The 21,803-nt window shown below is 68.3% G+C and carries 22 protein-coding genes; 8 read left to right on the forward strand and 14 right to left on the reverse strand.

Features of this window, described 5'->3' with window-relative positions; translation table 11 throughout:
- Nucleotides 1-17: 17 nt before the first annotated feature.
- The 6 genes from ACWJI3_RS13030 to hemH form a co-directional block, all read right to left on the reverse strand.
- Nucleotides 18-1,205 (reverse strand): ABC transporter substrate-binding protein, encoded by a 1,188-nt coding sequence (locus ACWJI3_RS13030; RefSeq protein ID WP_480203890.1) that lies wholly within the window; start codon nt 1,203-1,205, stop codon nt 18-20.
- A gap of 26 nt (nt 1,206-1,231) precedes the next feature.
- The gene (locus ACWJI3_RS13035) at nt 1,232-1,534 is read right to left on the reverse strand and encodes a GIVxVP protein (RefSeq protein ID WP_480203891.1); all 303 of its coding nucleotides are present in this window, start codon (nt 1,532-1,534) and stop codon (nt 1,232-1,234) included.
- Nucleotides 1,531-1,908, reverse strand: coding sequence for a hypothetical protein (locus ACWJI3_RS13040; protein WP_315855824.1), 378 nt, complete (start codon nt 1,906-1,908; stop codon nt 1,531-1,533). The genes ACWJI3_RS13035 and ACWJI3_RS13040 overlap by 4 nt, the downstream gene beginning before the upstream one ends.
- 176 nt (nt 1,909-2,084) lie before the next feature.
- On the reverse strand, nt 2,085-3,899 hold the full coding sequence (ilvB, locus tag ACWJI3_RS13045; RefSeq protein WP_255139893.1) for a biosynthetic-type acetolactate synthase large subunit: 1,815 nt from the start codon (nt 3,897-3,899) through the stop codon (nt 2,085-2,087).
- A 132-nt stretch (nt 3,900-4,031) separates the two neighbouring features.
- Nucleotides 4,032-4,598, reverse strand: coding sequence for a M23 family metallopeptidase (locus ACWJI3_RS13050; protein WP_259730564.1), 567 nt, complete (start codon nt 4,596-4,598; stop codon nt 4,032-4,034).
- Nucleotides 4,579-5,754 (reverse strand): ferrochelatase, encoded by a 1,176-nt coding sequence (hemH, locus tag ACWJI3_RS13055; protein ID WP_094512963.1) that lies wholly within the window; start codon nt 5,752-5,754, stop codon nt 4,579-4,581. The genes ACWJI3_RS13050 and hemH overlap by 20 nt, the downstream gene beginning before the upstream one ends.
- A gap of 167 nt (nt 5,755-5,921) precedes the next feature.
- Between hemH and ACWJI3_RS13060 the strand changes: the two genes are divergently transcribed.
- The 5 genes from ACWJI3_RS13060 (at nt 5,922) to ACWJI3_RS13080 (ending at nt 10,440) form a co-directional block, all read left to right on the forward strand.
- The gene (locus ACWJI3_RS13060; protein WP_480203942.1) at nt 5,922-7,109 is read left to right on the forward strand and encodes a site-specific integrase; all 1,188 of its coding nucleotides are present in this window, start codon (nt 5,922-5,924) and stop codon (nt 7,107-7,109) included.
- 93 nt (nt 7,110-7,202) lie between these two features.
- Nucleotides 7,203-7,967 carry a cob(I)yrinic acid a,c-diamide adenosyltransferase gene (cobO, locus tag ACWJI3_RS13065; protein WP_480203892.1) on the forward strand — a complete coding sequence of 255 codons (765 nt, stop codon included), beginning with the start codon at nt 7,203-7,205 and terminating at the stop codon, nt 7,965-7,967.
- A 55-nt stretch (nt 7,968-8,022) separates the two neighbouring features.
- Nucleotides 8,023-8,736 (forward strand): UMP kinase, encoded by a 714-nt coding sequence (pyrH, locus tag ACWJI3_RS13070; RefSeq protein ID WP_094512961.1) that lies wholly within the window; start codon nt 8,023-8,025, stop codon nt 8,734-8,736.
- Between the two features lie 25 nt (nt 8,737-8,761).
- The gene (frr, locus tag ACWJI3_RS13075; protein WP_094512960.1) at nt 8,762-9,301 is read left to right on the forward strand and encodes a ribosome recycling factor; all 540 of its coding nucleotides are present in this window, start codon (nt 8,762-8,764) and stop codon (nt 9,299-9,301) included.
- Between the two features lie 5 nt (nt 9,302-9,306).
- The gene (locus ACWJI3_RS13080; protein ID WP_480203943.1) at nt 9,307-10,440 is read left to right on the forward strand and encodes an NAD(P)/FAD-dependent oxidoreductase; all 1,134 of its coding nucleotides are present in this window, start codon (nt 9,307-9,309) and stop codon (nt 10,438-10,440) included.
- Here the strand turns inward: ACWJI3_RS13080 and ACWJI3_RS13085 are convergent.
- The 5 genes from ACWJI3_RS13085 to ACWJI3_RS13105 all read right to left on the reverse strand — a co-directional run bounded on the left by ACWJI3_RS13085 (nt 10,418) and on the right by ACWJI3_RS13105 (nt 16,008).
- Nucleotides 10,418-10,801: a Crp/Fnr family transcriptional regulator gene (locus ACWJI3_RS13085; RefSeq protein ID WP_255100784.1), complete on the reverse strand. Its 384-nt coding sequence runs from the start codon at nt 10,799-10,801 to the stop codon at nt 10,418-10,420. The two genes, ACWJI3_RS13080 and ACWJI3_RS13085, sit on opposite strands and share 23 nt — an antisense overlap.
- 98 nt (nt 10,802-10,899) lie before the next feature.
- Nucleotides 10,900-12,087 (reverse strand): transaldolase, encoded by a 1,188-nt coding sequence (locus ACWJI3_RS13090; RefSeq protein ID WP_094512959.1) that lies wholly within the window; start codon nt 12,085-12,087, stop codon nt 10,900-10,902.
- 65 nt (nt 12,088-12,152) lie between these two features.
- Nucleotides 12,153-13,967, reverse strand: coding sequence for a peptidoglycan D,D-transpeptidase FtsI family protein (locus ACWJI3_RS13095; RefSeq protein ID WP_480203893.1), 1,815 nt, complete (start codon nt 13,965-13,967; stop codon nt 12,153-12,155).
- Nucleotides 13,968-14,058: 91 nt separating this feature from the next.
- Entirely contained in the window at nt 14,059-14,406 is a 348-nt protein-coding gene (locus ACWJI3_RS13100; protein ID WP_094512957.1) for a hypothetical protein, read from the reverse strand.
- A gap of 177 nt (nt 14,407-14,583) precedes the next feature.
- Nucleotides 14,584-16,008 (reverse strand): CPBP family intramembrane glutamic endopeptidase, encoded by a 1,425-nt coding sequence (locus ACWJI3_RS13105; protein WP_255100785.1) that lies wholly within the window; start codon nt 16,006-16,008, stop codon nt 14,584-14,586.
- A gap of 74 nt (nt 16,009-16,082) precedes the next feature.
- On the opposite strand from ACWJI3_RS13105, the gene ACWJI3_RS13110 reads away from it, so the two are divergent.
- Complete coding sequence (locus ACWJI3_RS13110; protein ID WP_480203894.1) at nt 16,083-17,459, forward strand: histidine phosphatase family protein; 1,377 nt, start codon at nt 16,083-16,085, stop codon at nt 17,457-17,459.
- A complete protein-coding gene (locus tag ACWJI3_RS13115; protein WP_480203895.1) occupies nt 17,459-18,730 on the forward strand; it encodes an amidohydrolase family protein in 1,272 nt (423 codons plus the stop codon). Before ACWJI3_RS13110 ends, ACWJI3_RS13115 begins: the two co-directional genes overlap by 1 nt.
- On the opposite strand, the gene lepB is transcribed toward ACWJI3_RS13115, so the two are convergent.
- Entirely contained in the window at nt 18,669-19,499 is an 831-nt protein-coding gene (gene lepB / locus ACWJI3_RS13120) for a signal peptidase I (protein WP_255100788.1), read from the reverse strand. The genes ACWJI3_RS13115 and lepB overlap by 62 nt on opposite strands.
- 114 nt (nt 19,500-19,613) lie before the next feature.
- Between lepB and ACWJI3_RS13125 the strand changes: the two genes are divergently transcribed.
- The gene (locus ACWJI3_RS13125; protein ID WP_255139839.1) at nt 19,614-21,128 is read left to right on the forward strand and encodes a hypothetical protein; all 1,515 of its coding nucleotides are present in this window, start codon (nt 19,614-19,616) and stop codon (nt 21,126-21,128) included.
- On the opposite strand, the gene ACWJI3_RS13130 is transcribed toward ACWJI3_RS13125, so the two are convergent.
- Together ACWJI3_RS13130 and ACWJI3_RS13135 are read right to left on the reverse strand one after the other, a co-directional pair.
- Nucleotides 21,064-21,441, reverse strand: coding sequence for a Spx/MgsR family RNA polymerase-binding regulatory protein (locus ACWJI3_RS13130; RefSeq protein ID WP_480203896.1), 378 nt, complete (start codon nt 21,439-21,441; stop codon nt 21,064-21,066). The genes ACWJI3_RS13125 and ACWJI3_RS13130 overlap by 65 nt on opposite strands.
- On the reverse strand, nt 21,438-21,800 hold the full coding sequence (locus ACWJI3_RS13135; protein ID WP_094512953.1) for a 2Fe-2S iron-sulfur cluster-binding protein: 363 nt from the start codon (nt 21,798-21,800) through the stop codon (nt 21,438-21,440). Before ACWJI3_RS13135 ends, ACWJI3_RS13130 begins: the two co-directional genes overlap by 4 nt.
- Nucleotides 21,801-21,803 lie beyond the last annotated feature (3 nt).

Consider the following 21,803-nt stretch of genomic DNA (forward strand, 5'->3'; position numbering starts at 1 on the left):
CCGCTCATCCTTTGAGACTAGGAAGGGGGGGCGTTCCCAGCTGCAGGCAGGGGAGTCAGTCGCAGTTCGGCACTTGGAGCGCTGCCCGCACCCAGATCCAGTTGGCTGGCGGCTCCCTTGAGCGCCGTGCGCCCGCCCTGCCGCCGGCTTTCGATCGCAGCGCAGAGGGCCCGGGGTTGTGCCTTGGGGTCGAGCCAGGCCATGTCCCACGGCGCGGTGTCACCTGGGCGGCGGGCGGTCACGGCCGCCAGCTGGCCGGTGTCGTACCCGGTGGCTTCCACCAGGCTGGGCACATAGTTGTAACGGCGCTGAAAGTTGGCGGCGAAGCGGTTCCAGCCGGGCCCGCGGCTGAGCGGATCAACCCCCAGCTGGGCGTTGGCCAGCGGTTCCGTGGCCGGAAACGGCCACACCAGGGTGAGATCGGCAGGCCAGCGCGCTTCTCGCACCGCCTTGGCCAGCGGGCTGGTCGGTGCTGTCATCACCACCAGGGCCTCGGGGCGGTAGTAGTCCACGTCGTCCACCAGGCGGGTGATGGTGCGGGCATCGGGATCGGCGATCTCCTGGCTTCCCTCCTGATAGCCCACCACCCGGCCGCCGTCGCCGCTGAGCGAGGCCACGAACCGATTGGCCAGGGCGATCTGCTCACTGCTGCCGTCGTGGATCACCATCACGCGTGAGCGTTTCTCCTCGATCAGCCCTTTGGCGAGGCGGTCGGCCTCCAGGCTGCGCGCCGGCAGCACCGGCCAGAGCCGGTCGGCGCCGGCAAGGCTGGGCAGGCCGTTGAGGGAGCTGCCCCGCTGCAGCGGCAGCAGCACGGTGAGGCCCAGCTCCTGCGCCAGCAACCCATACGAAACGAGGGACACCGCCGGCGGCGCGATCAGCAAGCCGGGCAGCGGCCGCACCGTGAGCGCCGCGCGGGGGTCCTGCTCCGGCGGCAGCCAGCCGAGTTGGAGCGTGGGCGGCTTCACCCCGCAGACGCGTGCCTCTTCCATGGCCAGCGCGTAGCCGCGGCGCAGGCCGTCACCCACCCCTGCCAGCAGCCCTTCAGGCGTGAGCAGCATCAGCACATCGCTGCGGATCGGTGCACTGGCAGCGAGGCCCTGCAGCCCGAGCAGGGCAGCCACCACACCGGCACCCATCCAGAAGAGGTGGCGGCGAGGAGGTGGTTCACCACCGGAGCCGGACGCGGACTTCCCCGGGGACATGCGGGTTTCCATTCAGCCGGTGAACACTAGGAGGGTTGTGCTCCACCGCCATCCTTGTTCGTGCTGCCCCCAAGCTTGCCCAGGCTGCGGCCGGGCCGCGCTGGTGGTGTTGTTCGCTCTGTTTCGTCGAGGCTTGAGCTTTCCTTCTGGCTTTCCGGAATCAGCTGGGTGAACAGCCCCGCAGCCACAAGCACTCCACCCAGGGTGAAGGCCAGGGGGCGGTTGGCGGCGGCTGCCCCCTCCATCCAGGTGCCTGCGGCGAGAAAGGCGCCGCCCAGCAGCAGGCTGGGCACCAGCACGATCCCTTTGGCGGTGCGGTTGATGCTCATGACACCGCCGAGGCGGCTGCCGCCGGGCAGCCCTGTGGCGCGGCTGTCGCGTCGAGCGGGGTGGCCAGACCGGCCTGTTGCAGCCCTGTGCCCAGGTCGATGCCGCTGGAGAGCACGGTGACCCGCGCCAGCAGGGTGCCATCGGCGGTGCCCAGCGGGCGCAGATTCACGCGCGTGCGCCGCGGCAGTGCTTCCCGCAGCCAGGAGGTGGCGGCCGCACCATCGGCTGGGTCCACCTGTACACATCCCAATCGCACCGGGTAGCTGCGGTTCTGGTCGCCCACCTGCAACAACGTGGCGCCACGCACCTGGAGCACTTCGGCCGCCTCAGCGGCAGCAGGGCTGAGGGTGACCATGAGCAGCGCGGCCAGCAAGCAAGGAAAAACAATCCACAGCAGACACTGCAGGGGATCGTGCAGAAGGCTGGAGTGACGGTGAGGTCTCTGTCTCAGCTTCTTCTGCGACCGGACGGGGAGACCGGGCCCGAGTGCGCTGGCGATGCTCAGGGGGGCTAGGGCGCTGTGGCCTCCCGTCAGGACGGCAGGGGAGGTCAGAGCTTTGCCCCGCAGCTGGGGCAGAACAGATGGGCGCTCTCGGTGGTGGCACCGCAGGAGCCGCAGTCGCGCGTGGTGTCGATCGCCAGCTCCGGATGGCTGGGCAGGCCCACCATCTGGGCGTTGCTGGCACCGGGGGGAACCATCGGGTAGCAGTTCTCGTTGCGCCGCACCTGCACGTTCACCACGGCCGGGCCTGGATGGGCCAGGGCCTCCTGCAGATCCTGATACAGACGGTTGCGGTCGGTGATGTCGACGCCGCGCACCCCGAAGGCTTCAGCCAGGGCGGAGAAGTTCGGCATGCCGCCGGTCATCTCAGAGGCGGAGTAGCGCTCGCCGTAGAAACTTTCCTGCCACTGGCGCACCATGCCCTGCCAGCCGTTGTTGACGATCACGACCTTCACCGGGAGCCCGTACTGGGAGAGGGTGCCGAGTTCCTGGATGTTCATCAGGATGCTGGCGTCGCCGGCGACGCACACCACCTGATCCCCGGGGAAGGCCACCTGCACGCCCATGGCGGCTGGCAGTCCGTAGCCCATGGTCCCGAGTCCGCTGCTGCTGATCCAGTGGCGCGGAGGGGTGTTCATGAACTGGGCTGCCCACATCTGATGCTGGCCCACATCGGTGGTGACGAACGCCTCGGGAGCGAGCTGCTGCAGGGCCAGCATCACTTCCTGCGGGGCGATCTCCCCCACCGGTTCAGGGATCACGAGCGGATAGTGGAGCTTCCAGCTGCGGATGCGCTCCAGCCAGGCCTCGGTGCGGTTGGTGGGCGGCTCGTCGCTGGAGGCTGCCAGCAGGGCATCAAGTGCCAGGCCCACATCCGCCACGATCGGCACCTCCGGCACCCGGTTCTTGCCCACTTCGGCTGCATCGATGTCGATGTGGATGACCTGGGCCCGGGGGGCAAAGCTGTCCAGCCGGCCGGTGACCCGGTCGTCGAAACGGGCGCCGGCGGCGATCAGCAGATCGCACTCGGTGACGGCGAAATTGGCATAGGCGGTGCCGTGCATGCCGAGCATGCCCACCGCCAGTGGATTGCGCTCATCGAAGGCGCCCTTGCCCATCAATGTGGTGGTGACCGGCAGGGAGAAGCGCTCGGCCAACCGGCGCAGGGCCCCGTGCGCGCCTGCGCTGACGGCACCGCCACCCACATACAGCAGCGGACGGCGTGCCTTGCGGATCAGCTCCAGCGCCTGCTGAATGCGCGCAGGGTCGGGGGCCACCGGCAGGGCGTAGCCGGCCGGAACCGAGCTGCCCGGCTCCACCGGCATGTAATCGAATTCCTCGAGGCCCACATCCTTGGGCACATCGATCAGCACCGGGCCCGGCCGCCCGGTGGCCGCGATCAGGAAGGCTTCCGCCACGATGCGGCCGATATCGGCGGGATCGCGCACCACCCAGGAGTGCTTCACGATCGGCAGGGTGATGCCGAAGATGTCGGTTTCTTGGAAGGCATCGGTGCCGATCGAAGCCCGGCCCACCTGCCCGGTGATCACCACCATCGGCACTGAATCCATCTGGGCAGTGGCGATGCCGGTGACCAGATTGGTGGCGCCCGGCCCGGAGGTGCCGAAGCACACGCCCACCCGGCCGGTGGCACGGGCGTAGGCGTCAGCGGCGTGGGTGCCGCCCTGCTCGTGACGCACCAGGATGTGCTTCAGCCAGCCGTGGCTTTCGGCCTGGTGAAGGGCGTCGTAGATGGGCAGGATCGCCCCGCCCGGGTAGCCGAAGATGTGCTCCACACCATGGCGATGCAGGGCATCCATCAGGGCGTGAGCGCCGGTGACCCTCCCCGGCACGGCCGGCATCGGCCGCAGGGGGGAAGCGGACACAACCGCTGTGGGGACGGTCGTCAGGGTCACGGTTGTCGCTGCAGACATCACGATGGCCTCACATTAAGAGGTGCTCAACGGCCGTGAGGTGAACTGTTTCGATTCCAATCAGCGGCCAGGGGCTCCGCCGCCGACACTGCGACGGCTGCGCACCATCGCCTGCAGGATCCGCGCCGGATCGAGCCATTGGCCCCGGTAACGGATTCCCCAGTGAAGATGGGGCCCGGTTGTGCGTCCGGTCATGCCGATGTGGCCGATCAGCTGGCCGCGCGCGACCCGTTGCCCGGCGGCCAGCAGAACCCGCCCGCTCTGATAGCGACCGCCGCTCACCTGCCCGCCGAGATGGCAATAGATGTGGTCATAGTCGCCGGAGCGGATCACCAGGCCGATGCCGCAGCGGCCATCGTTGATCACATCACTCACCACGCCTCCCCACCAGCTGCGGATCGGTGAGCCCAGCGGAGCGGCGATGTCGAGGCCGGAATGCTGCTCGCGGCCACCGCCGGGCCCGATCCGAAAGCCGAAGTGGCTGGTGTACCCAGCGAAGTTCACCACCGGAAACACGCCCAGGCGCCAGCGTTCATTCGCCGCCTGAACCGGCGGAATCGTGGCCGGGCCGATCAGCAGGGCCAGGCCAAGGGCCGCCAGCCGGCGATTAGAGCAGCCCGATGGCATGCAGAGGGCCCTTGCCGCTCAGCAATTCCAGCAGGAAGGCGGAGAAGCCCAGCATGGCCAGCCGCCCGTTCCACACCTCCGAGCTGTTGTTCCAGCCCCACACCCACTTCTCCTGGGGGTAGAGCTTGACTGTGGTGGGCAGGCTGGCCGCCTGGTCGAGGTTCACCTCCGGCCCGGCCAGGGCCAGCTGCACCAGGTCGGCCAGTCCACGGATGAAGGTGGGGTAGGTGTCGAGCGCCGGCACGCGCCGGAAGGTGGTGATGCCGGCTTCGGTGGCGATCTCCCGGTATTCGATGTCGATTTCCTCGAGCGTCTCGATGTGTTCGCTCACGAAGCTGATCGGCACGACCACCAGCTCTTTGACCCCCTGTTCTCCCAGCTCCACCAGCGCTTGATCGGTGTAGGGCTGCAGCCACTCCACCGGCCCCACCCGGCTCTGATAGGCGAGGGTGAAGGGGTTGCTGTGGCCGAGCTGCCGGGCCAGTTCGGCCATGATCAGGTCGGTGCAGGCCTCGATGTGCTGCTGGTAGGGGTCGCCGGCCTCCTCCACATAGCTCTTGGGCACGCCGTGGGCGCTGAAGAAGATGCGGGCGGTGGTGGGGTCGTTGCACTCCTGCACCTCCCGGGCGATCAACTCGGCCATCGCCTGCACATAACCGGGATGGTCGTACCAGCTGCGGATGCATCGGATCGGCAGGCGGCTGAAGGCGGGATCGGCCTGGCGCAGCCGCTGCAGCTCGCGGAAGCTTGAACCGCTGGTGCTGATCGAGAAGTGGGGGTAAAGCGGCAATACCACCACCTCATCCACCGCATCGGCCTTGATGTCGGCGACAGCGGATTCGGTGAACGGGTGCCAGTAGCGCATGGCCACGTAGGTGGTGGCCTGCACCTGGCGCTGGCGCAACTCGCTCTGCAGCTCCCGTGCCTGCTGGTCGGTGATGCGGCGCAAGGGGGAGCCGCCGCCGATCGAGCGGTAGGCCTCCTGCGACTTACTGCTGCGCAGGGTGCTGATCAACCAGGCCAGCGGCTTCTGCAGGGCCGGAATCGGCAGCCGGATGATCTCTGGGTCGGAAAACAGGTTGTAGAGAAAAGGCCCGACATCCTCGATCCGCTCGGGACCGCCGAGGTTCAGCAGCAATACGCCGACCCTGGCCATGCCAGATCATTCCGTCAAGTCAGCCGAGCGTAACGCTGCCCCTCCGAGGCTGCTCACCGCCGGCTGGCGTGGCCACGGCCGTGCCGATACCGTCGGCACCTGCCTGAGCAACGGCAACGGGGGTGAGCGAACAAGCGGTGAGCGCTGCAGCGGCGGGCGCACCGGGCCTGGCGGGGCTCGACGCTGAACTCCAGTTCGGCAACGCCCAGCTGGCCGCCGCCGGTGTCGCCCTGCGTCTGGAGCGACGCGGCCAGCGCCTCGGCCTGCGCGGCCCGCTGCCCTGCCGGCGGGGCAGCGGGCGTTTCCGTGTGCAACGGCTCAGCCTGGGGCTGCCCGCCGATGCGGAGGGACTGCGTCAGGCTCGCCGTGAACTGCGCCGCGTGCAGCAGGAGCTCCAGCAGCAGCGCTTCACCTGGCCCACTGCGCCGGCGGCGGGGCGGCCCGCCACCAACCCCTCTGCCGGCGGCATCGGTGTCACCCGTGCGGCGGCCACCGCGCTCGATGCCGCGCTGGAGCGTTTCGAGCGCCAGTTCTTCGAGGACCCTCGCCGTCGCCGCAACCCGGCCGGCACCCGCACCACCTGGACGGCGGCCTATCTGCCCTATGTGCGGCGCCTGGCCGCCCGCGCCGCCGGGGCCCGGCTCGATGGGGAGCTGCTGCTGCAGGTGCTGGAGAGCTACCCCGCCGCCAGCCGCAGCCGCCAGCAGTGCGGCACTGCCCTGGCGGCCCTGGCCGAGGTGGTGGCGATCGACCTGCCCGCCGACTGGAGCGCAAGGGCCGGCGGCTACGGCCTGCACCGGGCCCAGTTCCGCCAGCTGCCGAGTGATCCTCTGGTGGAGCAGCTGGTGGAGCGGATCCCCAATCCCGGCTGGCGGCTCGCCTATGGCCTGATGGCCACCTACGGCCTGCGCAACCACGAGGTGTTCTTCTCCGATCTGAGCGCCCTGCTGCCCGGCGGTGATCGGGTGATCCGGGTGCTTCCCACCAGCAAAACCGGTGAGCACCAGGTGTGGCCGTTCCAGCCCGACTGGGTGGAGCGCTTCGAGCTGCCACGCCTCGCTCTGGAGACGGGGGCCCTGCCACCGGTCTGCACCGATCTGCGCACCACCACCCTGCAGCAGGTGGGCCGGCGGGTGGCGGAGCAGTTCCGCCGTTACGAGTTGCCGATCACCCCCTACGACCTGCGCCATGCCTGGGCCGTGCGCACGATCCACATCGGCCTGCCCGACACGGTGGCGGCACGGATGATGGGGCACTCGGTGTCAATCCATACGCGCACTTATCACCACTGGATCACGCGCCGCGATCAGCAGCAGGCCGTGGATGCCGCCCTCTCCCGCCGCCGTGCCGGCTGAGTCGGGCAGGATGCGGCCCTGCCCTGCTCACGGCAGGGGGTGCCGCTGCTACGCCGCTGCAACCCCCTGGCCTCTGCCCCCTGGCCTGACCCAATGACCCGCTCCAGCACCGATTCGACGGCCAGCTCCGCTGCCAGTACCCCGCCTCCTACGTCCCTTGCTGCCACTGACCTGGCTGTCACCGCCCCAGTTCCCGATGCCAGCGCGCTGGATCAGGAGGCGGCCCGCCTGGGTCCCGGAGGGGCTCTGGCGCCGGAGGCCGATGGGGAGGCCTACCGCCGCCGCATGCAGCGGCGTCAGGAGGTGCAGCGCCAGCGGGTGGGGGAGCGCAACCTGGAGAAGGGTCTGGTGCTGGTGTTCACCGGCGACGGCAAGGGCAAGACCACCGCAGCGCTGGGATTGGTGCTGCGCACCCTGGGGCACGGCGAGCAGGTGGCTGTGGTGCAGTTCATCAAGGGGGGCTGGCAGCCGGGTGAAGCCCGCGCCCTCGAGCTGTTCGGTGAGGCGCTGCACTGGCGCGCCCTGGGAGAGGGATTCACCTGGGAGACCCAGGACCGGGAGCGTGACCGCGCGCTGGTGCAGCAGGCCTGGCAGACATCGCTCACCTACCTCGAAGACGCCGGCCGCAAGCTCGTGGTTCTTGATGAGGTGAACGTAGCCATCAAGTTGGGCTATCTCGCTGTTGAGCAGGTACTCGATGGGCTGAGCCGAAGGCCACCGCTCACCCATGTGGCGCTCACCGGGCGTGGGGCGCCGCCGGCGCTGCTCGAACGGGCGGATCTGGTGACGGAAATGCGCCTGGTGCGCCACCCCTTCCGTGAGCAGGGTGTGAAAGCGCAGGCCGGCATCGAGTTCTAGCGACCGCCATGCTTGCTACTGTTCGGCCGTCCGCAGCGGCTGAGCGCTCATAACGATGGCATTCAAGCGCGTCCTGCTCAAACTCAGCGGGGAAGCGCTGATGGGGGAGCTGGGCTATGGCATAGATCCGGCCATTGTCCAGTCGATCGCCACGGATGTGGCGGCTGTGGTGGCTTCCGGCACCGAACTGGCGATCGTGGTGGGTGGCGGCAACATCTTCCGGGGCCTCAAGGGTTCCTCGGCAGGCATGGACCGTGCCACCGCCGATTACGTGGGCATGCTGGCCACGGTGATGAACGCCATCACCCTTCAGGACGCCCTTGAGCGCGCCGGTGTTCCCACTCGCGTGCAGACGGCGATCGGCATGCAGGAAGTGGCCGAGCCCTATATCCGGCGCCGGGCGATCCGCCACCTGGAGAAAGGGCGGGTGGTGGTGTTCGGCGCCGGCTGCGGCAACCCCTTCTTCACCACCGACACCACCGCCGCTCTGCGGGCGGCCGAGATCAACGCCGACGTGGTGTTCAAGGCCACCAAGGTGGATGGGGTCTACGACAAGGATCCCGCCCGCTACCCGGATGCCGTTCGGTACGAGAGCCTCACCTTCCAGGATGTGCTGAGCGGCGAACTGGCCGTCATGGACAGCACCGCCATCGCCCTGTGCAAGGACAACGCCATCCCGATCGTGGTGTTCGATCTCTTCGGTGCCGGCAACATCGGTCGCGCCGTGGCGGGTGAGCCGATCGGCACCCGCATCACTCCGGCCCGCTGAGCCCTTCCCCTCACCCCACTCCTTCATGGAACTCGAAGCCAGCATGCGCAAGTCGGTGGAAGCCACCCAGCGCACCTTCAATACGATTCGCACCGGCCGGGCCAACCCCTCCCTGCTCGACAAGCTCAGCGTGGAGTACTACGGCGCAGATACCCCCCTGCGTTCCCTCGCCACCATCTCCACGCCCGACTCTCAGACGATCCAGATCCAGCCCTTCGATTCCGGTTCGATGGGCTTGATCGAGAAGGCGATCTCCATGAGTGATCTGGGCCTCACCCCCAACAATGACGGCAAGGTGATCCGCATCAATATCCCGCCGCTCACCGAAGAGCGCCGCAAGGATTTCTGCAAGCTGGCCTCCCGCTACGCCGAGGAAGGCAAGGTGGCCCTGCGCAATCTGCGCCGTGACGCCATCGAGAAGCTCAAGAAGCAGGAGAAGGACGGCGAGCTTTCCGAGGATCAGAGCCGCGATCAGCAGGACAACGTGCAGAAGCTCACCGACCGCTTCATTGCCGAGCTTGAGAAGCACCTGGCGGAGAAGGAAGCCGACATCCTTCGGGTTTGAGTCCGCTGGATGCCGATGTGATCGTCGTCGGCAGTGGAGCTGCCGGAGCGGCGAGCGCTTTCCAGCTGGCGGCTAAGGGCTGGCGCGTGAAGCTGCTGGAGGCGGCAGAGATGCCGCGCGCCAAGCCCTGCGGTGGCGGCATGGCAGCCTCGGTGCAGCGCTGGTTCCCCTTTGATCTCGCGCCGGCCGTGGATCGGGTGATTACACAGGTGCGGTTCACCTGGTGCCTGGAGGATCCTGTGCTGGCGGAGCTGCCGGGGGCATCGCCGTTCTGGATCGTGCGCCGCTCCGTGCTCGACGCCTTCCTGGCCCGGCAGGCCGTGGCGGCGGGCGCCGACCTGATGGCCGGCACTGCCGTCAGCGCCATCGTGCGGCAGGGGGAGCACTGGCAGGTGCAGCTGGAGCGGGGCGGCGCCCTGCAGGCCAGGGCCGTGGTGATCGCCGATGGCGCCTGTTCGCGCCTCGCCGCTCCTCTGGGGCTGGGGTCACCGCGCCCCCGTTACGCCGCGGCCCTGTCGGTGGAGCTGGAGGGCGCCGCGCTGGAGCCGGACACGGCCCGCTTTGAATTCGGCCTGGTGCGCCACGGCTTCTGCTGGGCGTTTCCCCGCGAGGGGGGCGTGAGCGTGGGGGTGGGCACCTTCCTGGGCCGGGATCTTGTCGATGGTGAGGCTGCCCTGGCCCGGCTGTTGCCCAGCCTTGGCTTCGAGGCCGCCAGCGGCGTGCGGCGCCAGTGGCCGCTGCGGGTGTGGGATGGCCACCACCGCCTGCATGGCGATGGCCTGGCGGTGGTGGGTGATGCCGCCTCCCTCTGCGACCCCTTTCTGGCGGAAGGATTGCGGCCAGCCCTGTTGAGTGCCACCCGCGCTGCGGCAGGAATCGATGGCTGGCTGTCGGGCGACAGCGCAGCCCTGGCCGCCTACAGCGACACCATGCGCAAGGAGTGGGGCAGCTCAATGGCCTGGGGGCGCCGCATCGCCCAGGTGTTCTATCGGGTGCCGCGGGTGGGCTATCAGCTGGGTATCAAGCGCCCCACGGCGCCGCAGCGCATCGCCCAGATCCTCTCGGGCGACATGGGCTACGGCGACATCGCCCAGCGGGTGATCCGCCGGCTGCTGCTCAGCGGCGCAGGGAATCCTTGATGTGGCGCAGCCGTTCGTCGATCGAGCCGAGCAGCTCGATGGCGAACATGGGCGATTCCTGCACGGCGAACAGGAACTTCTCGCGGTTCATCACCAGGAGACGGCAGTCGTTCAAGGCCGTGGCATTGCCATAGCGGCGGTGATCGCCGGTGACCAGGGCGCCTGCTCCGAACACATCGCCCGCCTGGATCTCCTCATGGGCAGCATCGCCGTTCCAGCTGAGCTGAACCACGCCTTCCAGCAGGCCGAACATGCAGTCGCCGGATTCACCGGCGCTGAAGATGCGCTCGCCGGCTGCAAAGTCGCGCACTTCTCCCTGGGAGGCGAGGGCACGCATCGTGTCGAGGGCGTGAACGGTCATGGCCGCAGGGCAACTGATCCCAGTGTGAGCCTCGGAGGTTAAGGGCTCCTTCAGCCCAGCACTTCCTCAGCTCAAGGCTGCTTCAGCCGAGGACGCCCTCAGCCGGCGGCCGTTGCTGAGAGAGAGAGCGCCAGCGGTGCGCCGAGGCCGCCACGGACGTCCTCCGGGACCAGGCGGCCATCATGGTCGGTGTCGAGCGCGTCGAACACCGCGTCGCTGCCGAGCCATTCCTCGCGGGTGATGCAGCCGTCGCCATCCATGTCGTTGAGCAGGAAGATCTCCTGGGCGGCATGGGCGAAGGCGGCTTCACCCTCCAGTTCAGCCAGCCGGTGGGCCAGCTGGGCTTCGAGCGTTTCGATCGCCTTGCAGAAGCCGCTGATGCCTTCCTCCAGCTTCTCGCTGGCCATGCGGTCGTTGGCCATGCGGGCCTCGAATCCGGCGCGATCAAGCTGCAGCTTGGCTTCGGAGGCCGCCGGCGCCTCCGCGTCGAGCTTCCGGATCAGAACCCCCTCCCGTTGCCGCAACTGGTCGAGCAGCTTGGGCGAGATCGTGAGCAGGTCGCAGCCGGCAAGTTCAATGATCTCCTCGATGTTGCGGAAGCTGGCTCCCATCACTTCCGTGGTGTAGCCGTGCGTTTTGTAGTAGTTGAAGATGCTGGTGACGGAGATCACACCGGGATCTTCCGGGCCCGGGTAGTGATCACGGCCGGTGTCCTGCTTGTACCAGTCGAGGATGCGGCCCACGAAGGGAGAGATCAAGGTGACGCCGGCTTCAGCGCAGGCCACCGCCTGGGTGAAACTGAACAGCAGGGTGAGGTTGCAGTGGATGCCTTCTTTCTCCAGCTCCTCTGCGGCCTTGATGCCTTCCCAGGTGGAGGCGATCTTGATCAGCACCCGCTCGCGGCCGATGCCGGCCTCCTCATAGAGGCCGATCAGCTTGCGGGCCTTGGCCACTGAGGCGGCGGTGTCGAAGCTGAGCCGCGCATCCACCTCCGTGGACACCCGCCCAGGCACGATGCGCAGGATCTCCTTGCCGAAGGTGACACAGATTTCATCAAGCGCTTCCAGCACCACGGCCTCAGCCGGTGCATCGGGGCCGATCACCTGGCGGGAGGCCTGCAGGGATTCGTCGATCAGGCCCTGATACAGGGGAATCTGGGCCGCCGCCAGGATCAGCGACGGGTTGGTGGTCGCGTCCCGAGGGGTGAACTGCTTGATGGCTTCCAACTCTCCCGTGTCCGCCACCACCACGGTCATGGCGGCGAGTTGATCGAGCAGGTTGGCCATGGCTGCACACACAAGCGTGGAGTCTCAAGCTACCGAGCAGCTTTGCGGCCCACTCCTGACCGTGCTCAACCCCGCACCGTTGCGGCCCCCTGAGCCGGGGTGGTCCTGCCAGCAGCTCCAGCTTGAGCGCCTGCAGCCGCAGCGGGATTGCGCGCCGGTTCGCTGGGGGCCACCTTTTCGAGCACCAGCAGGGCTTCGATGATCTGCCGGGCCACCGGCACCGCCACGGTGGAGCCGTAGGCATTGGACCCCTGGGGTTCGTCCACCACCACCAGCACCACGTAGCGGGGGTCCTCGATCGGCAGCGTGGCCACGAAGCTACAGATGCGGGCGCCGGCGATGTACACGCCGTTGAGGGCCTTCTGGGCCGTGCCGGTCTTGCCGCCGATCCGGTACCCCTCCATCTTCACGCCAGGACTGCTGCTGCTCTTCACCACCGATTCCATCCAGGCCAGCACCTGCTTGGTGACGGCCGGATCCAGCACCGGCAGGCCCTGGGCCGGTGGTGCGGCGTCCGCCAGACCTTCGCCCGAGCGCAGGCCGCGGGTGATGTGCGGGCTCACCAGCCGGCCGCCGTTGGCGAGCATGGCGTGGAGCTGCAGCAGCTTGAGCGGGGTGAGCGAGAAGCCCTGGCCAAAGGCCGCGGTGGCCGGCTCGATCGGTTGGGTGGTGAAGATCTCCCGGCTCTTGAGCTGGCCGGCGACGGCTCCCGGCAGGTCGGTGTCCGGTGTCGTGTCGATGCCGATCCTGCGCAGCCATTCCCAGAACTGCGCCGGCTTCACCTGCCGCATGGCCAGCACCATGCCCACGTTGCTCGACACCTGCAGCACGGTGGGGAAATCGATCAGGCCGTTGCCCTTGCGGTCGTGGTTGAAGATCGGCCAGCCGCCGATTGTGAGCTGGCCGCTGTCGCTCACTTTTCCATCGGCCTTGATCGCTTTTTCCTGCAAAGCAATCGCCAGGTTGATCGGCTTGAAGGTGGAGCCCGGTTCGTAGAGATCCTGCACCGACCACTCCCGGAAGAGGGACGGCGAGAAGCTCCAGAACCGGTTGGGGTCGTAGCTGGGGGCGGAGGCCAGCGCCAGCAGTTCGCCATTGCGCACGTCCATCACCATGGCGGCGCCGCGTTTCGCCTTCCATTGCTTCATCTGCTTCACCAGCGCCTGCTGGGCCACCTGCTGAAGCCTGGCGTCGAGGGTGAGCTGAAGCCTCAGGTCGTCGCTGTAGAGGGCACCGGCCTGGATGCCGTCCGGCAGAGGGGTGCCATCGGCGCCGCGGCGCATCTTGCGCACGCCCTCGTGGCGGCGGAGCTCCTTGTCGCGGCTCTGCTCAAGGCCCGCCTGGGCCACCCGTTCGAGATTGAGGAACCCCACCACGTTGGCGAACAGCTGCCCCTGGGGATAGATGCGCTGGGGGTAGGCCTCAAGATCCAAGCCGCTGATGCCCAGCTCCCGCACGCGGCGGGCTGTTTCCGGATCCAGCTCGGTGGCGAGTTTCACCCCTGAGCGGCGTGGCCCCATGCTCTGAACGAGGGCGGTTTCCGGCATGGCCAGCACCGATGCCAGCCTCTGAGCCACATCGGTGGGCGTGCGGACCAATTGCGGGTCATCGCCCGGAAAGTTGAAAAAGCGGGGATGGGCCCAGAGGGTGAAGCGCTCTTCATCGAGAGCCACCAGTCGCCCCTGGCGATCCACGATCGGCCTGCGGCGGCCGATCGGTTCCACCTGCTGGGTCTGAACGGCGCGCGCCCTCGACTGCAGCCGGTCACCTTCCTTGACCTGCAGCCAGGCCAGGCGGATCGACAGACCGACCAGGCCGGCGGCCAGCAGCAGGAAGACGGCCACTAGCCGTCCGGCCGGTACCGACTGCAACGCAACCACCCGACGGTTGCGGCCACCGCGCGCAGGGGGGTCGTTTCGCCGGATGGGCGCAGACGGCGCGGAACCGGTCCATCCCCTTGATCGCACCACCTCAGTAACCGGGACGAACGGTGCGCTGGCTGACGTCGAGCATGGTGGCGTTCACCTGGCCGAGCAGGGGGAGTTGCGCAGCGGCCTTGTGGTGATCCGATGGCGAGGGCAGATAAACGAGTTGGCGGATGCTCGTCGGGATCAACTGACCGGGCCGCCGAGCCGCCGTCAGGTGATGGCGCTCCAACTGGGCCACCGATTCCTGCAGGCGGTGCTCAAGCACCTGGGACGACTCCAATTCCTGGTAGCTCCTGGTCCATTGGCTCTGCCAGTGGACCGTGAGGGCTGCCAGACCGATCATCGAGCCGCCAAGGGCGATGAGGAGACCATCAGCAGCCTTGTGAAGCACGGCGAGAACTGGAGCTTGTCGCGCAACCTTGCGCGACGACAGAGAACCGTGGATGACGGCGAAGGAGCGCCGGTGAAGGGAGGGCGCTGCAGCAGGTGCGGCTGAAGGGACAGCGACCACGGGAATGTGCCTCGATCCGCCAGTGAACCATGCGTGCGCAGGCTCAGCAAGGCGACGTCAGCTTCCCAGCAGAAGCAGGTTGGTGAAGGTGAAGCCGTTCCAGAGGGAATGCAGCCACACACTTGCACTCAACCGGCCGCTGTTGAGCCGCAGCCAGCCCAGGGCCAGGCCCAGCACGAACAGGGCGGGAAGCTCCCCAAGACTCAGGTGCGCCACCGCGAAGATGGTGGCGCTGATCACCACTCCCCAGCTCGGTCCAAGGTCGCGGGCCACCACCGGCAGCAGCACACCACGAAAGATCACTTCCTCGAACAGAGGAGCCAGCACAACGGCGGTGAAGGCGAAACACAGCAGGCCGAGGCTGCTGCGATTGTTCAGCACCATCTCCAGCAGCGGATTGCTGCCACCGGGATCCGGCCAGATCTGCTGCTGCAGCCAGCCGGCGAAACTCACCAGCGGCAGCACCATCAGAAAATACTGAAACGACCTACCCAAAGTGGGCGCCAGCGGCCGCCAGCGGAACTGCAGCCACCCCCCCTCGGGGCCGGCCTTGGGCAGCATCAGCAGCAGAATCGCCAGCGGAGCGGCGATGAGGCCGAGGTAAAGCGCCACCACGGTGAGGCCTTTGGCCAGGGAGGGTTCCACCTGCAGCCCGTCGAGCAACTGCTTCAGCACCGGGCTCACCAGCACCGGCGTGAGCACTTCGCCCAGCAGCACGAAGCCGCCTGAGATCAGCAGGATCAGATCCACCGCCCCCAGCTCCGGTCCCACCAGCGGCGGCAGCGGGCTCGGTTTGGTTCTCACGCGCACCCAGGCCGCTCGCACCAGCAGGGCCAGGCCGGCCAGCAGGGCCAGCGCCGGCAGCGCGTTCGCCGCCAGCAGCTGGGCCTTGGCCCGGCGCTCTTCTGCAGGCAGGGCGCAGCGGTCCGCAGACCCGCCCAGTGCCTGGCAGGTGAGGCGCCGCTGGAGCGGGTTCTCCAGCGGTAGAGCAGCGGCCACCGGGTCGACGCCGGTCCTTGGGCTGCCCGCCAACAGGCTCTGGATCAGGGCGCTCTGGCCAGGGTCGGTGCCGTCATCGAGCCGCTCCAGCAGGGGGCGGGCTTCCTCGGGAGTGCCCGCACGGATCAGCAGCAGCGCCCGGGTCAACAGGGTGGAGCGCTGCTGGACGCGGGCAAACTCGGGGTCCTGATCGTTTTCGGCGCTGTCCGGCAGGGGCGGCAGCTGGGCCTGGCGCTGCAGTTCAGCCAGCAGTGAGGCTTCCGGCTCCTGGCCCACCACGGCGGCACGCCAGCTGGGGGGCAGTTGGGGCGCCGCCAGCGCGGCCAACTCAAGCTGGCGCCGGCCGAGATCGTTGCCTACCGATGGGCGGGTGAGGCTTGCCACCAGGCCATTGACCCAGAGCAGCAGGCTGAGGGCCAGGCTGACGAAGGCCAGCGCCGTTTTCCAGGGGGGGATGCGTTGTCTCGGGCCTGCCGTTGTCACAACACGTCCCGTCTTTGCACCGATTGTGCCCTGAAGCCCTCCCATACGATGGCCTCGCTTGCGGCTCCATCCCTGTGCCCCTCCGGCTTCTTCTGGTCCGTCACGGGCTGAGCAGCTTCAACACCGAGCATCGGGTGCAGGGGCGCGACGACCTTTCCACCCTCACGAGCGAAGGCGTTCGTCAGGCCACCGCCACCGGCGAGGCTCTGCGCGGGCTTGACATCGCCGCCGCTTACACCTCGCCGCTCAGCCGCGCCAGCGCCACGGCCGCCGCCCTGCTGGAAGCCCATGGCGGCGGACAGCGCGCCGAGGCGGACAGCGGTCTGCTGGAAGTGGATCTGGGCCCCTGGAGCGGTCTGCTGAGCCGCGAGATCCGCGACCGGTTTCCTGCCGACTACGCGCTCTGGCGCCAGGCCCCCCACACCCTCGAACTGACCCGCCACGGCCAGCCCTACCGGCCGGTACCCGAACTCAGGCACCAGGCCGCCGATTTCCTCGAACGCCTGCTGGAGCGCCATCTGCCGGTGACCGACCCTGCGGCCGAAACGTCTTCGGCTGATGGGCCCGTGTCGGTGCTCGTGGTGGCCCACAACGCCATCCTGCGCTGTCTGCTGCTGGCGGCACTCGGTCTGCCTGCCAGCGACTTTCAGCGGCTGCGCGTGGATAACGCCTCCCTCTCGGTGCTGAATCTGCGCCGACGCCCCGATCACACCGTGGAGGTGCAGATCGAATCGCTCAATGGCACCGCCCATCTGGGTGTGCCGGTGCCACCGAAGGGGGAGGGGCCCCGCCTGCTGCTCGTGCGCCACGGCGAAACCGACTGGAACCGCCAGGGGCGCTTCCAGGGACAGATCGACATTCCGCTCAACGGCCATGGCCAGGAGCAGGCCGCCGCCGCCGGCCGTTTCCTGGCCGAGCTGCCGATCCAGCGGGCCTACAGCAGTGCCATGGCGCGGCCACGCCAGACCGCCGAAGCGATCCTGGCGCTCCACCCCGGCGTGCCACTCACCAGCCTGCAGGGCCTGGTGGAGATCGGCCACGGCCAGTGGGAGGGCAGGCTGGAGGCGGAGATTGAGGCCGGTTGGCCCCAGTTGCTGGCCGACTGGAAGCGGGCGCCCCACACCGTGCAGATGCCCGATGGGGAGAATCTTCAGCAGGTCTGGGATCGTTCGCTCGACACCTGGGAGCGGATCGCCCGCAGCCTTGCCGACGACGAGACCGCGCTCGTGGTGGCCCACGATGCCGTCAACAAAACCCTGCTCTGCGCCTTGCTCGGGCTCAGCCCCGCCGACATCTGGATGGTCAAGCAGGGCAACGGCGGCGTCACTGTCATCGATTACCCCGCCCGCCAGGCCAGCGGCCCTGTTTCCGCCTGGCCGGTCGTATCCAGCCTCAACCTCACCAGCCACCTCGGTGGTGTGATCGACCGCACGGCTGCCGGTGCGCTCTGATGGCGGCCCGCTTCCTGTCGCAGGTGCAGGTGCTGGCCGGTCCGGATCAGCCCCTGCGCCACCGCGATGTGCTGCTCGATGATGGCGTGCTGATCGGTTTCGATCAGGCCGCCGCCAGCGAGGCGCAGCATCGTGGTCTCGTGCCGCTGGTCGCCCACGACTGGCTGCTGGCCCCGGCCTTGGTGGATCCCCACAGCACCCTGGAGGAGCCCTTCGCTGGTCGGGCGGAAACCCTGGCCAGCCTGGTGGCCTCCGCGGCGGCGGCGGGCTATGGCACCGTGGCCTTGCTTCCCCGGGCCGGCAGTTGGCGGGACCGTCCGGAGCGGCTGCAGTTGCAGGCCCCAGATCCCTTTCTCCTGCCGCTCTGGGGGGCGTTCAGCCGCGGAGGACGCGGCCAGGAGCTGGCGCCCCATGGTGATCTGGCGGCGGTCGGCGCCATCGGCCTGGCCGAAGACGGCGCCCAGCCGCCCCTGGCGTTGCTGGAGCGCGGGCTGCGGCTGGCGGAGGCGGGGCCTCTGCCCGTGTTGCTTTCACCCCGCGACCCTGACCTCACCCTCGGCGGTTTCGTGCGGGAGAGCGTGGAGGCGCTCCGGGCTGGTTGGCCGCCGGATCCCGTGTTCAGCGAAACGCTGCCGTTGCAGAGCCTGCTGCAGCTGGCCCGCGCCCTGCCCGATGCTCCGCTGCGGCTGGCGAATCTCTCCACCGCTGCGGGGGTGGCCCTGTTGCGCAGCTCCGGGCTGCCGCTGCAGGCGAGCGTCTGCTGGTGGCACCTGGTGGCGGACAGCGGCAGCCTTGATCCGGTGGCCGAAGGCTGGCGCCTTGAACCCTCGCTGGGCAGCCCGGAGGATCGCCACGCCTTGATCCAGGCCCTTGCCGACGGGGTGCTCACAGCGGTGGCAGTGCATCACCTGCCGCTTGATGCCGAAGAACGCCTGCTGCCGCTCGATCAGCGCCGCCCCGGGCTGGCCGGTCACCGCCATGTGCTGCCTGCCCTGTGGCAGGAGCTGGTGGTGCAGCAGGGTTGGGCGCCTGCTGCGCTCTGGCAGCGTCTCTGCTGGGGCCCCGCCAGGTTGCTGGGGCTGGACGAAGAAAGGCTGGAGCCCGGTTCACGCCGCTGGTTGCTGTTCGATCCCGCCGCCGCGTCAACCCCGGAGGCAGCCGATCCCTATGCGTCGCGTGCGGCAAATCAGCCCTTCGAAGGTGAAACGGTCACTGGCCGGGTGCTGGCGGTGGGGGTGCTGCCGGAGCTGTGGCGGGGGCCTCAGGTATGAGCAGCGGCGGAACCGCTGATTCACCACTGGCCTTGTCGTTTTCGCCGAGCTCACCCAGGCGATCCAGCGGCCAGAACCGGTAGAAGGCACGGCCGATCACCTCTTTCTGGGGCAGGAAGGGGGAGCCGGGCCAGAAGCGTCCATCCCAGCTGTTGGCGCGGTTGTCGCCCAGCACCAGCACCGAACCGGCCGGTACCACGGTGTTGATGGTGCGGCAGGGCCCCGCTCCCTGGCTGTCGACGGGGCAGTAATTCTTGACGTACGGCTCATTGAGCAGCTTGCCGTTGATGCTCACCCGCCCGCGGGGATCCACGGCCACGCGCTCGCCCGGCAGGGCCACCACGCGCTTGATGTAGGCATCGCAGGCCGGCTCCTGAAGGCCCGGCAGTGAGCCCACCAGTGGAATGTTCACCAGCAGGCAGCGCAGCGGACCGCTGTTGCGATCCTTTCGCAGAGCCGGATCGAAATGGAACGGGGAGTTGAACACCAGGATTTCGCCCCGGCGTGGCTCGCGGTTCCGCAGCGACAGCTTTTCCACCAGCAGCCGGTCGTTGATCTGCAGCCCCGGCAACATCGAGCCAGAGGGGATGAAGCGGGCCTCCATCAGAAACTGGCGGATGCCCAGCGCCACCAGCAGGGTGATCAGGACGCTGCGCCAGAAGGCCCAGGCGCTCTCGGATTCACCGCCGCGATGGCCCTTCGGCGGAGGGGAAGGCTGCTCGGGATTCGTGGGCGCTTCTGGAGGCCTTGGCAGATCCTCAGTGGTCAAGAGAGTTCGGGCAGCGGAGGGAGGGCGCCGGAGGCGCGAAGTGGCCGACTTGAAACCTTAAGCGCCCAGCCATGTTCCCTCGCGTTCCTACCCTGACCGAACCGCTCGGTGTTCATGGTCCGCCCCCGCTGGCATGCGATCCGGCCTTTTGCCAGCAATGCGTTGGCGCGCCGCTGGGACCGTTTCGTGGCGATCTGGGCCAGCTTCAATCTGCTGTGGGTCTGCTTCGACCTCACCTACGTGCCGCTGCGCACCTTCTGGCTGCAGCGGAACCTCTATCCGCTGCCTTCGCTGCCGGTGGTCCTGCCGCTGCCGTTGCTGCCCGACATCACCCCCCTCTACGACCCGGTGAAGGGCATCGAACCGCACCGGGAAACCCAGGCCTACCTGGCCGCGTTCGAGCAGCTCGATCGTGCCCTTTCCGCGGGTGAGAGCGCGCCGGAGCTGCGTCGTCGGCAGGTGGAGCTCACCCAGCAGATGATCGACGACAACCCGTTCCTGGCTTCGGTGGGGGCGGGCACGCTGGAGAAGATCAAGAACCGCCTGCGCCAGCAGGCTGACCTGGATTCCGCCAAAGGCTCTGCCGAGAGGCTGCTGAGCGATGCATGGCTGCGCCAGCACCCCTGGGAAACGGAGCGCCGCTTCTGGCAGCAGCAGGTGCTGCCGCTGGTGTCCACCAACTACTGGCGATCAATCGATGAGAACGGCCGCCCGACCGACCACTTCTGGCGACTGGATCTGCTGGCGTTCCAGAGCGTCTTTCTGCTCGACATTCTCTTGCGCGCCGCCCGGCTGCGGCGGCGCATCCCCGGGCTGAGCTGGGGGGGAGCGCTGCTGCGCCGCTGGACCGACCTGCCACTGCTGCTCCCCTTCTGGCGCTGGCTGCGCCTGGTTCCCGTGGTGGAGCGGCTGCAGGTGAGCGGCCTCGTCAACTTCGAGCCGCTGCGCGCGGTGGTGAGCCGGGGAGTGGTGTCGCTGCTGGCCGTGGAGCTGTTCGAGGTGCTGGCCCTGCAGCTGGTGGATGGGGCTCAGGGACTGATCCGTTCCCCCCACTGGCCCCGGCGCATCCGGGCCCTGCGCAGCCACCAGACCGTGACGATCAACGAGGAGCGTGAGCTGGTGGAGCTGTTGCGCATCTGGGGCCCCCTCCTGCTCAACGACGTGATGCCGCGACTGGCGCCGGAACTGCGAGCACTGCTGAGCCACATCCTTCAGCAGAGCCTGCAGCAGACCGTGGTGCCTCAGGCGCTGCGCCAGCTTCAGCCGCTGCTGCAGGTGGAGCAGGAGCTCGCCCGCCAGCTGTCCGCCGGCATGGTGGACAGCCTCCTGGAGCTGTCCCGCAATGCCGGCCGGCGGCTGGAGTACCCGGACGACCGCCAGATCGACCTGATGCAGCGCTCCCTCGACCGTTTCTGGGAAGAGCTGGCCGGCAGCCTCGAATCCGGCCCCGCCGTGACGCGCAGTCAGCACCTGTTGTGCTCGCTGCTTGAGGAGCTCAAGCTCACCTATCTGGGCCAGATCAACCGCAGCGGCATCGATGCCCTGATCCGCGAGCTCGATCAGCTCACGGTGCCGCCGGTGCCTCCGGTCGAAGCAGCGTCTGCCACTGCTGGGGATCAAAGCCCGTGAGCACGGTGCCGCTGGCGCTGATCAGGAAGGGCCGCATGATCAGCTTCCCGTCAGAGGCCAGTGCGGCCAACGCGGCTTCGTCGTCCATGGCTTTCACCACGGCGGAGCCCAGGGTGCGGTAGCTGACGCCGCTGGTGTTGAACAAGCGGCGGCGTTCGAGCTGGGCGAGGGCCAGGCGCAACTCCTCCAGGGACGGAGGATGAAGGGTGATGTCAATCACCTCGGCGTCGAGGCCCTGCTCCTGCAGCCAGCGCAGGGCTTTTCTGCAGGTGGAGCAGGCGGCGTAGCTGTAGACCCTCAGGCCCACGCTCACTTCATGCCGACGAGGGCCTTGAGCGCACCAACCAGACTGTTGGAGCCCTTGCCGACGGCGGCATCCGGACGGGTGCGGATGGTGACATCCCCCGTGACGCTGGTGCGGCAGCTCAGGCGGTAGTTGGCCGGACGATCGGAGAGGTACACCTGTTCGACGTCGCTGCGGGGGGAGAGGTTGCGCTCGCCCTCCAGCACCTCGACGACGCAGGTGCCGCACTGGCCCAGGCCACCGCAGTTGTTGAGGTTGTTCAATCCTTTGTAGGGGTTGATGCCAGCGTCGAGTGCCGCCTTGCGGAGGTTCGCCCCCTCGATGCAACCGACGTTCTGGCCTTCGTTTTCGAACCGGATCGTGGGCACGGC

The organism is Marcopretia estuarina LEGE 06307, assembly GCF_056633115.1.

What these genes read in the sequence shown, in the direction of transcription:
- ACWJI3_RS13030 (WP_480203890.1), bottom strand. Translation starts at nt 1,205, where the DNA reads ATGTCCCCGGGGAAGTCCGCGTCCGGCTCCGGTGGTGAACCACCTCCT.
- ACWJI3_RS13035 (WP_480203891.1), bottom strand. Translation starts at nt 1,534, where the DNA reads ATGAGCATCAACCGCACCGCCAAAGGGATCGTGCTGGTGCCCAGCCTG.
- cobO (WP_480203892.1), top strand. Translation starts at nt 7,203, where the DNA reads ATGACCCGCTCCAGCACCGATTCGACGGCCAGCTCCGCTGCCAGTACC.
- ilvB (WP_255139893.1), bottom strand. Translation starts at nt 3,899, where the DNA reads ATGCCGGCCGTGCCGGGGAGGGTCACCGGCGCTCACGCCCTGATGGAT.
- ACWJI3_RS13050 (WP_259730564.1), bottom strand. Translation starts at nt 4,598, where the DNA reads ATGCCATCGGGCTGCTCTAATCGCCGGCTGGCGGCCCTTGGCCTGGCC.
- hemH (WP_094512963.1), bottom strand. Translation starts at nt 5,754, where the DNA reads ATGGCCAGGGTCGGCGTATTGCTGCTGAACCTCGGCGGTCCCGAGCGG.
- pyrH (WP_094512961.1), top strand. Translation starts at nt 8,023, where the DNA reads ATGGCATTCAAGCGCGTCCTGCTCAAACTCAGCGGGGAAGCGCTGATG.
- ACWJI3_RS13125 (WP_255139839.1), top strand. Translation starts at nt 19,614, where the DNA reads ATGGTCCGCCCCCGCTGGCATGCGATCCGGCCTTTTGCCAGCAATGCG.
- ACWJI3_RS13115 (WP_480203895.1), top strand. Translation starts at nt 17,459, where the DNA reads ATGGCGGCCCGCTTCCTGTCGCAGGTGCAGGTGCTGGCCGGTCCGGAT.
- frr (WP_094512960.1), top strand. Translation starts at nt 8,762, where the DNA reads ATGGAACTCGAAGCCAGCATGCGCAAGTCGGTGGAAGCCACCCAGCGC.
- ACWJI3_RS13090 (WP_094512959.1), bottom strand. Translation starts at nt 12,087, where the DNA reads ATGGCCAACCTGCTCGATCAACTCGCCGCCATGACCGTGGTGGTGGCG.
- ACWJI3_RS13085 (WP_255100784.1), bottom strand. Translation starts at nt 10,801, where the DNA reads ATGACCGTTCACGCCCTCGACACGATGCGTGCCCTCGCCTCCCAGGGA.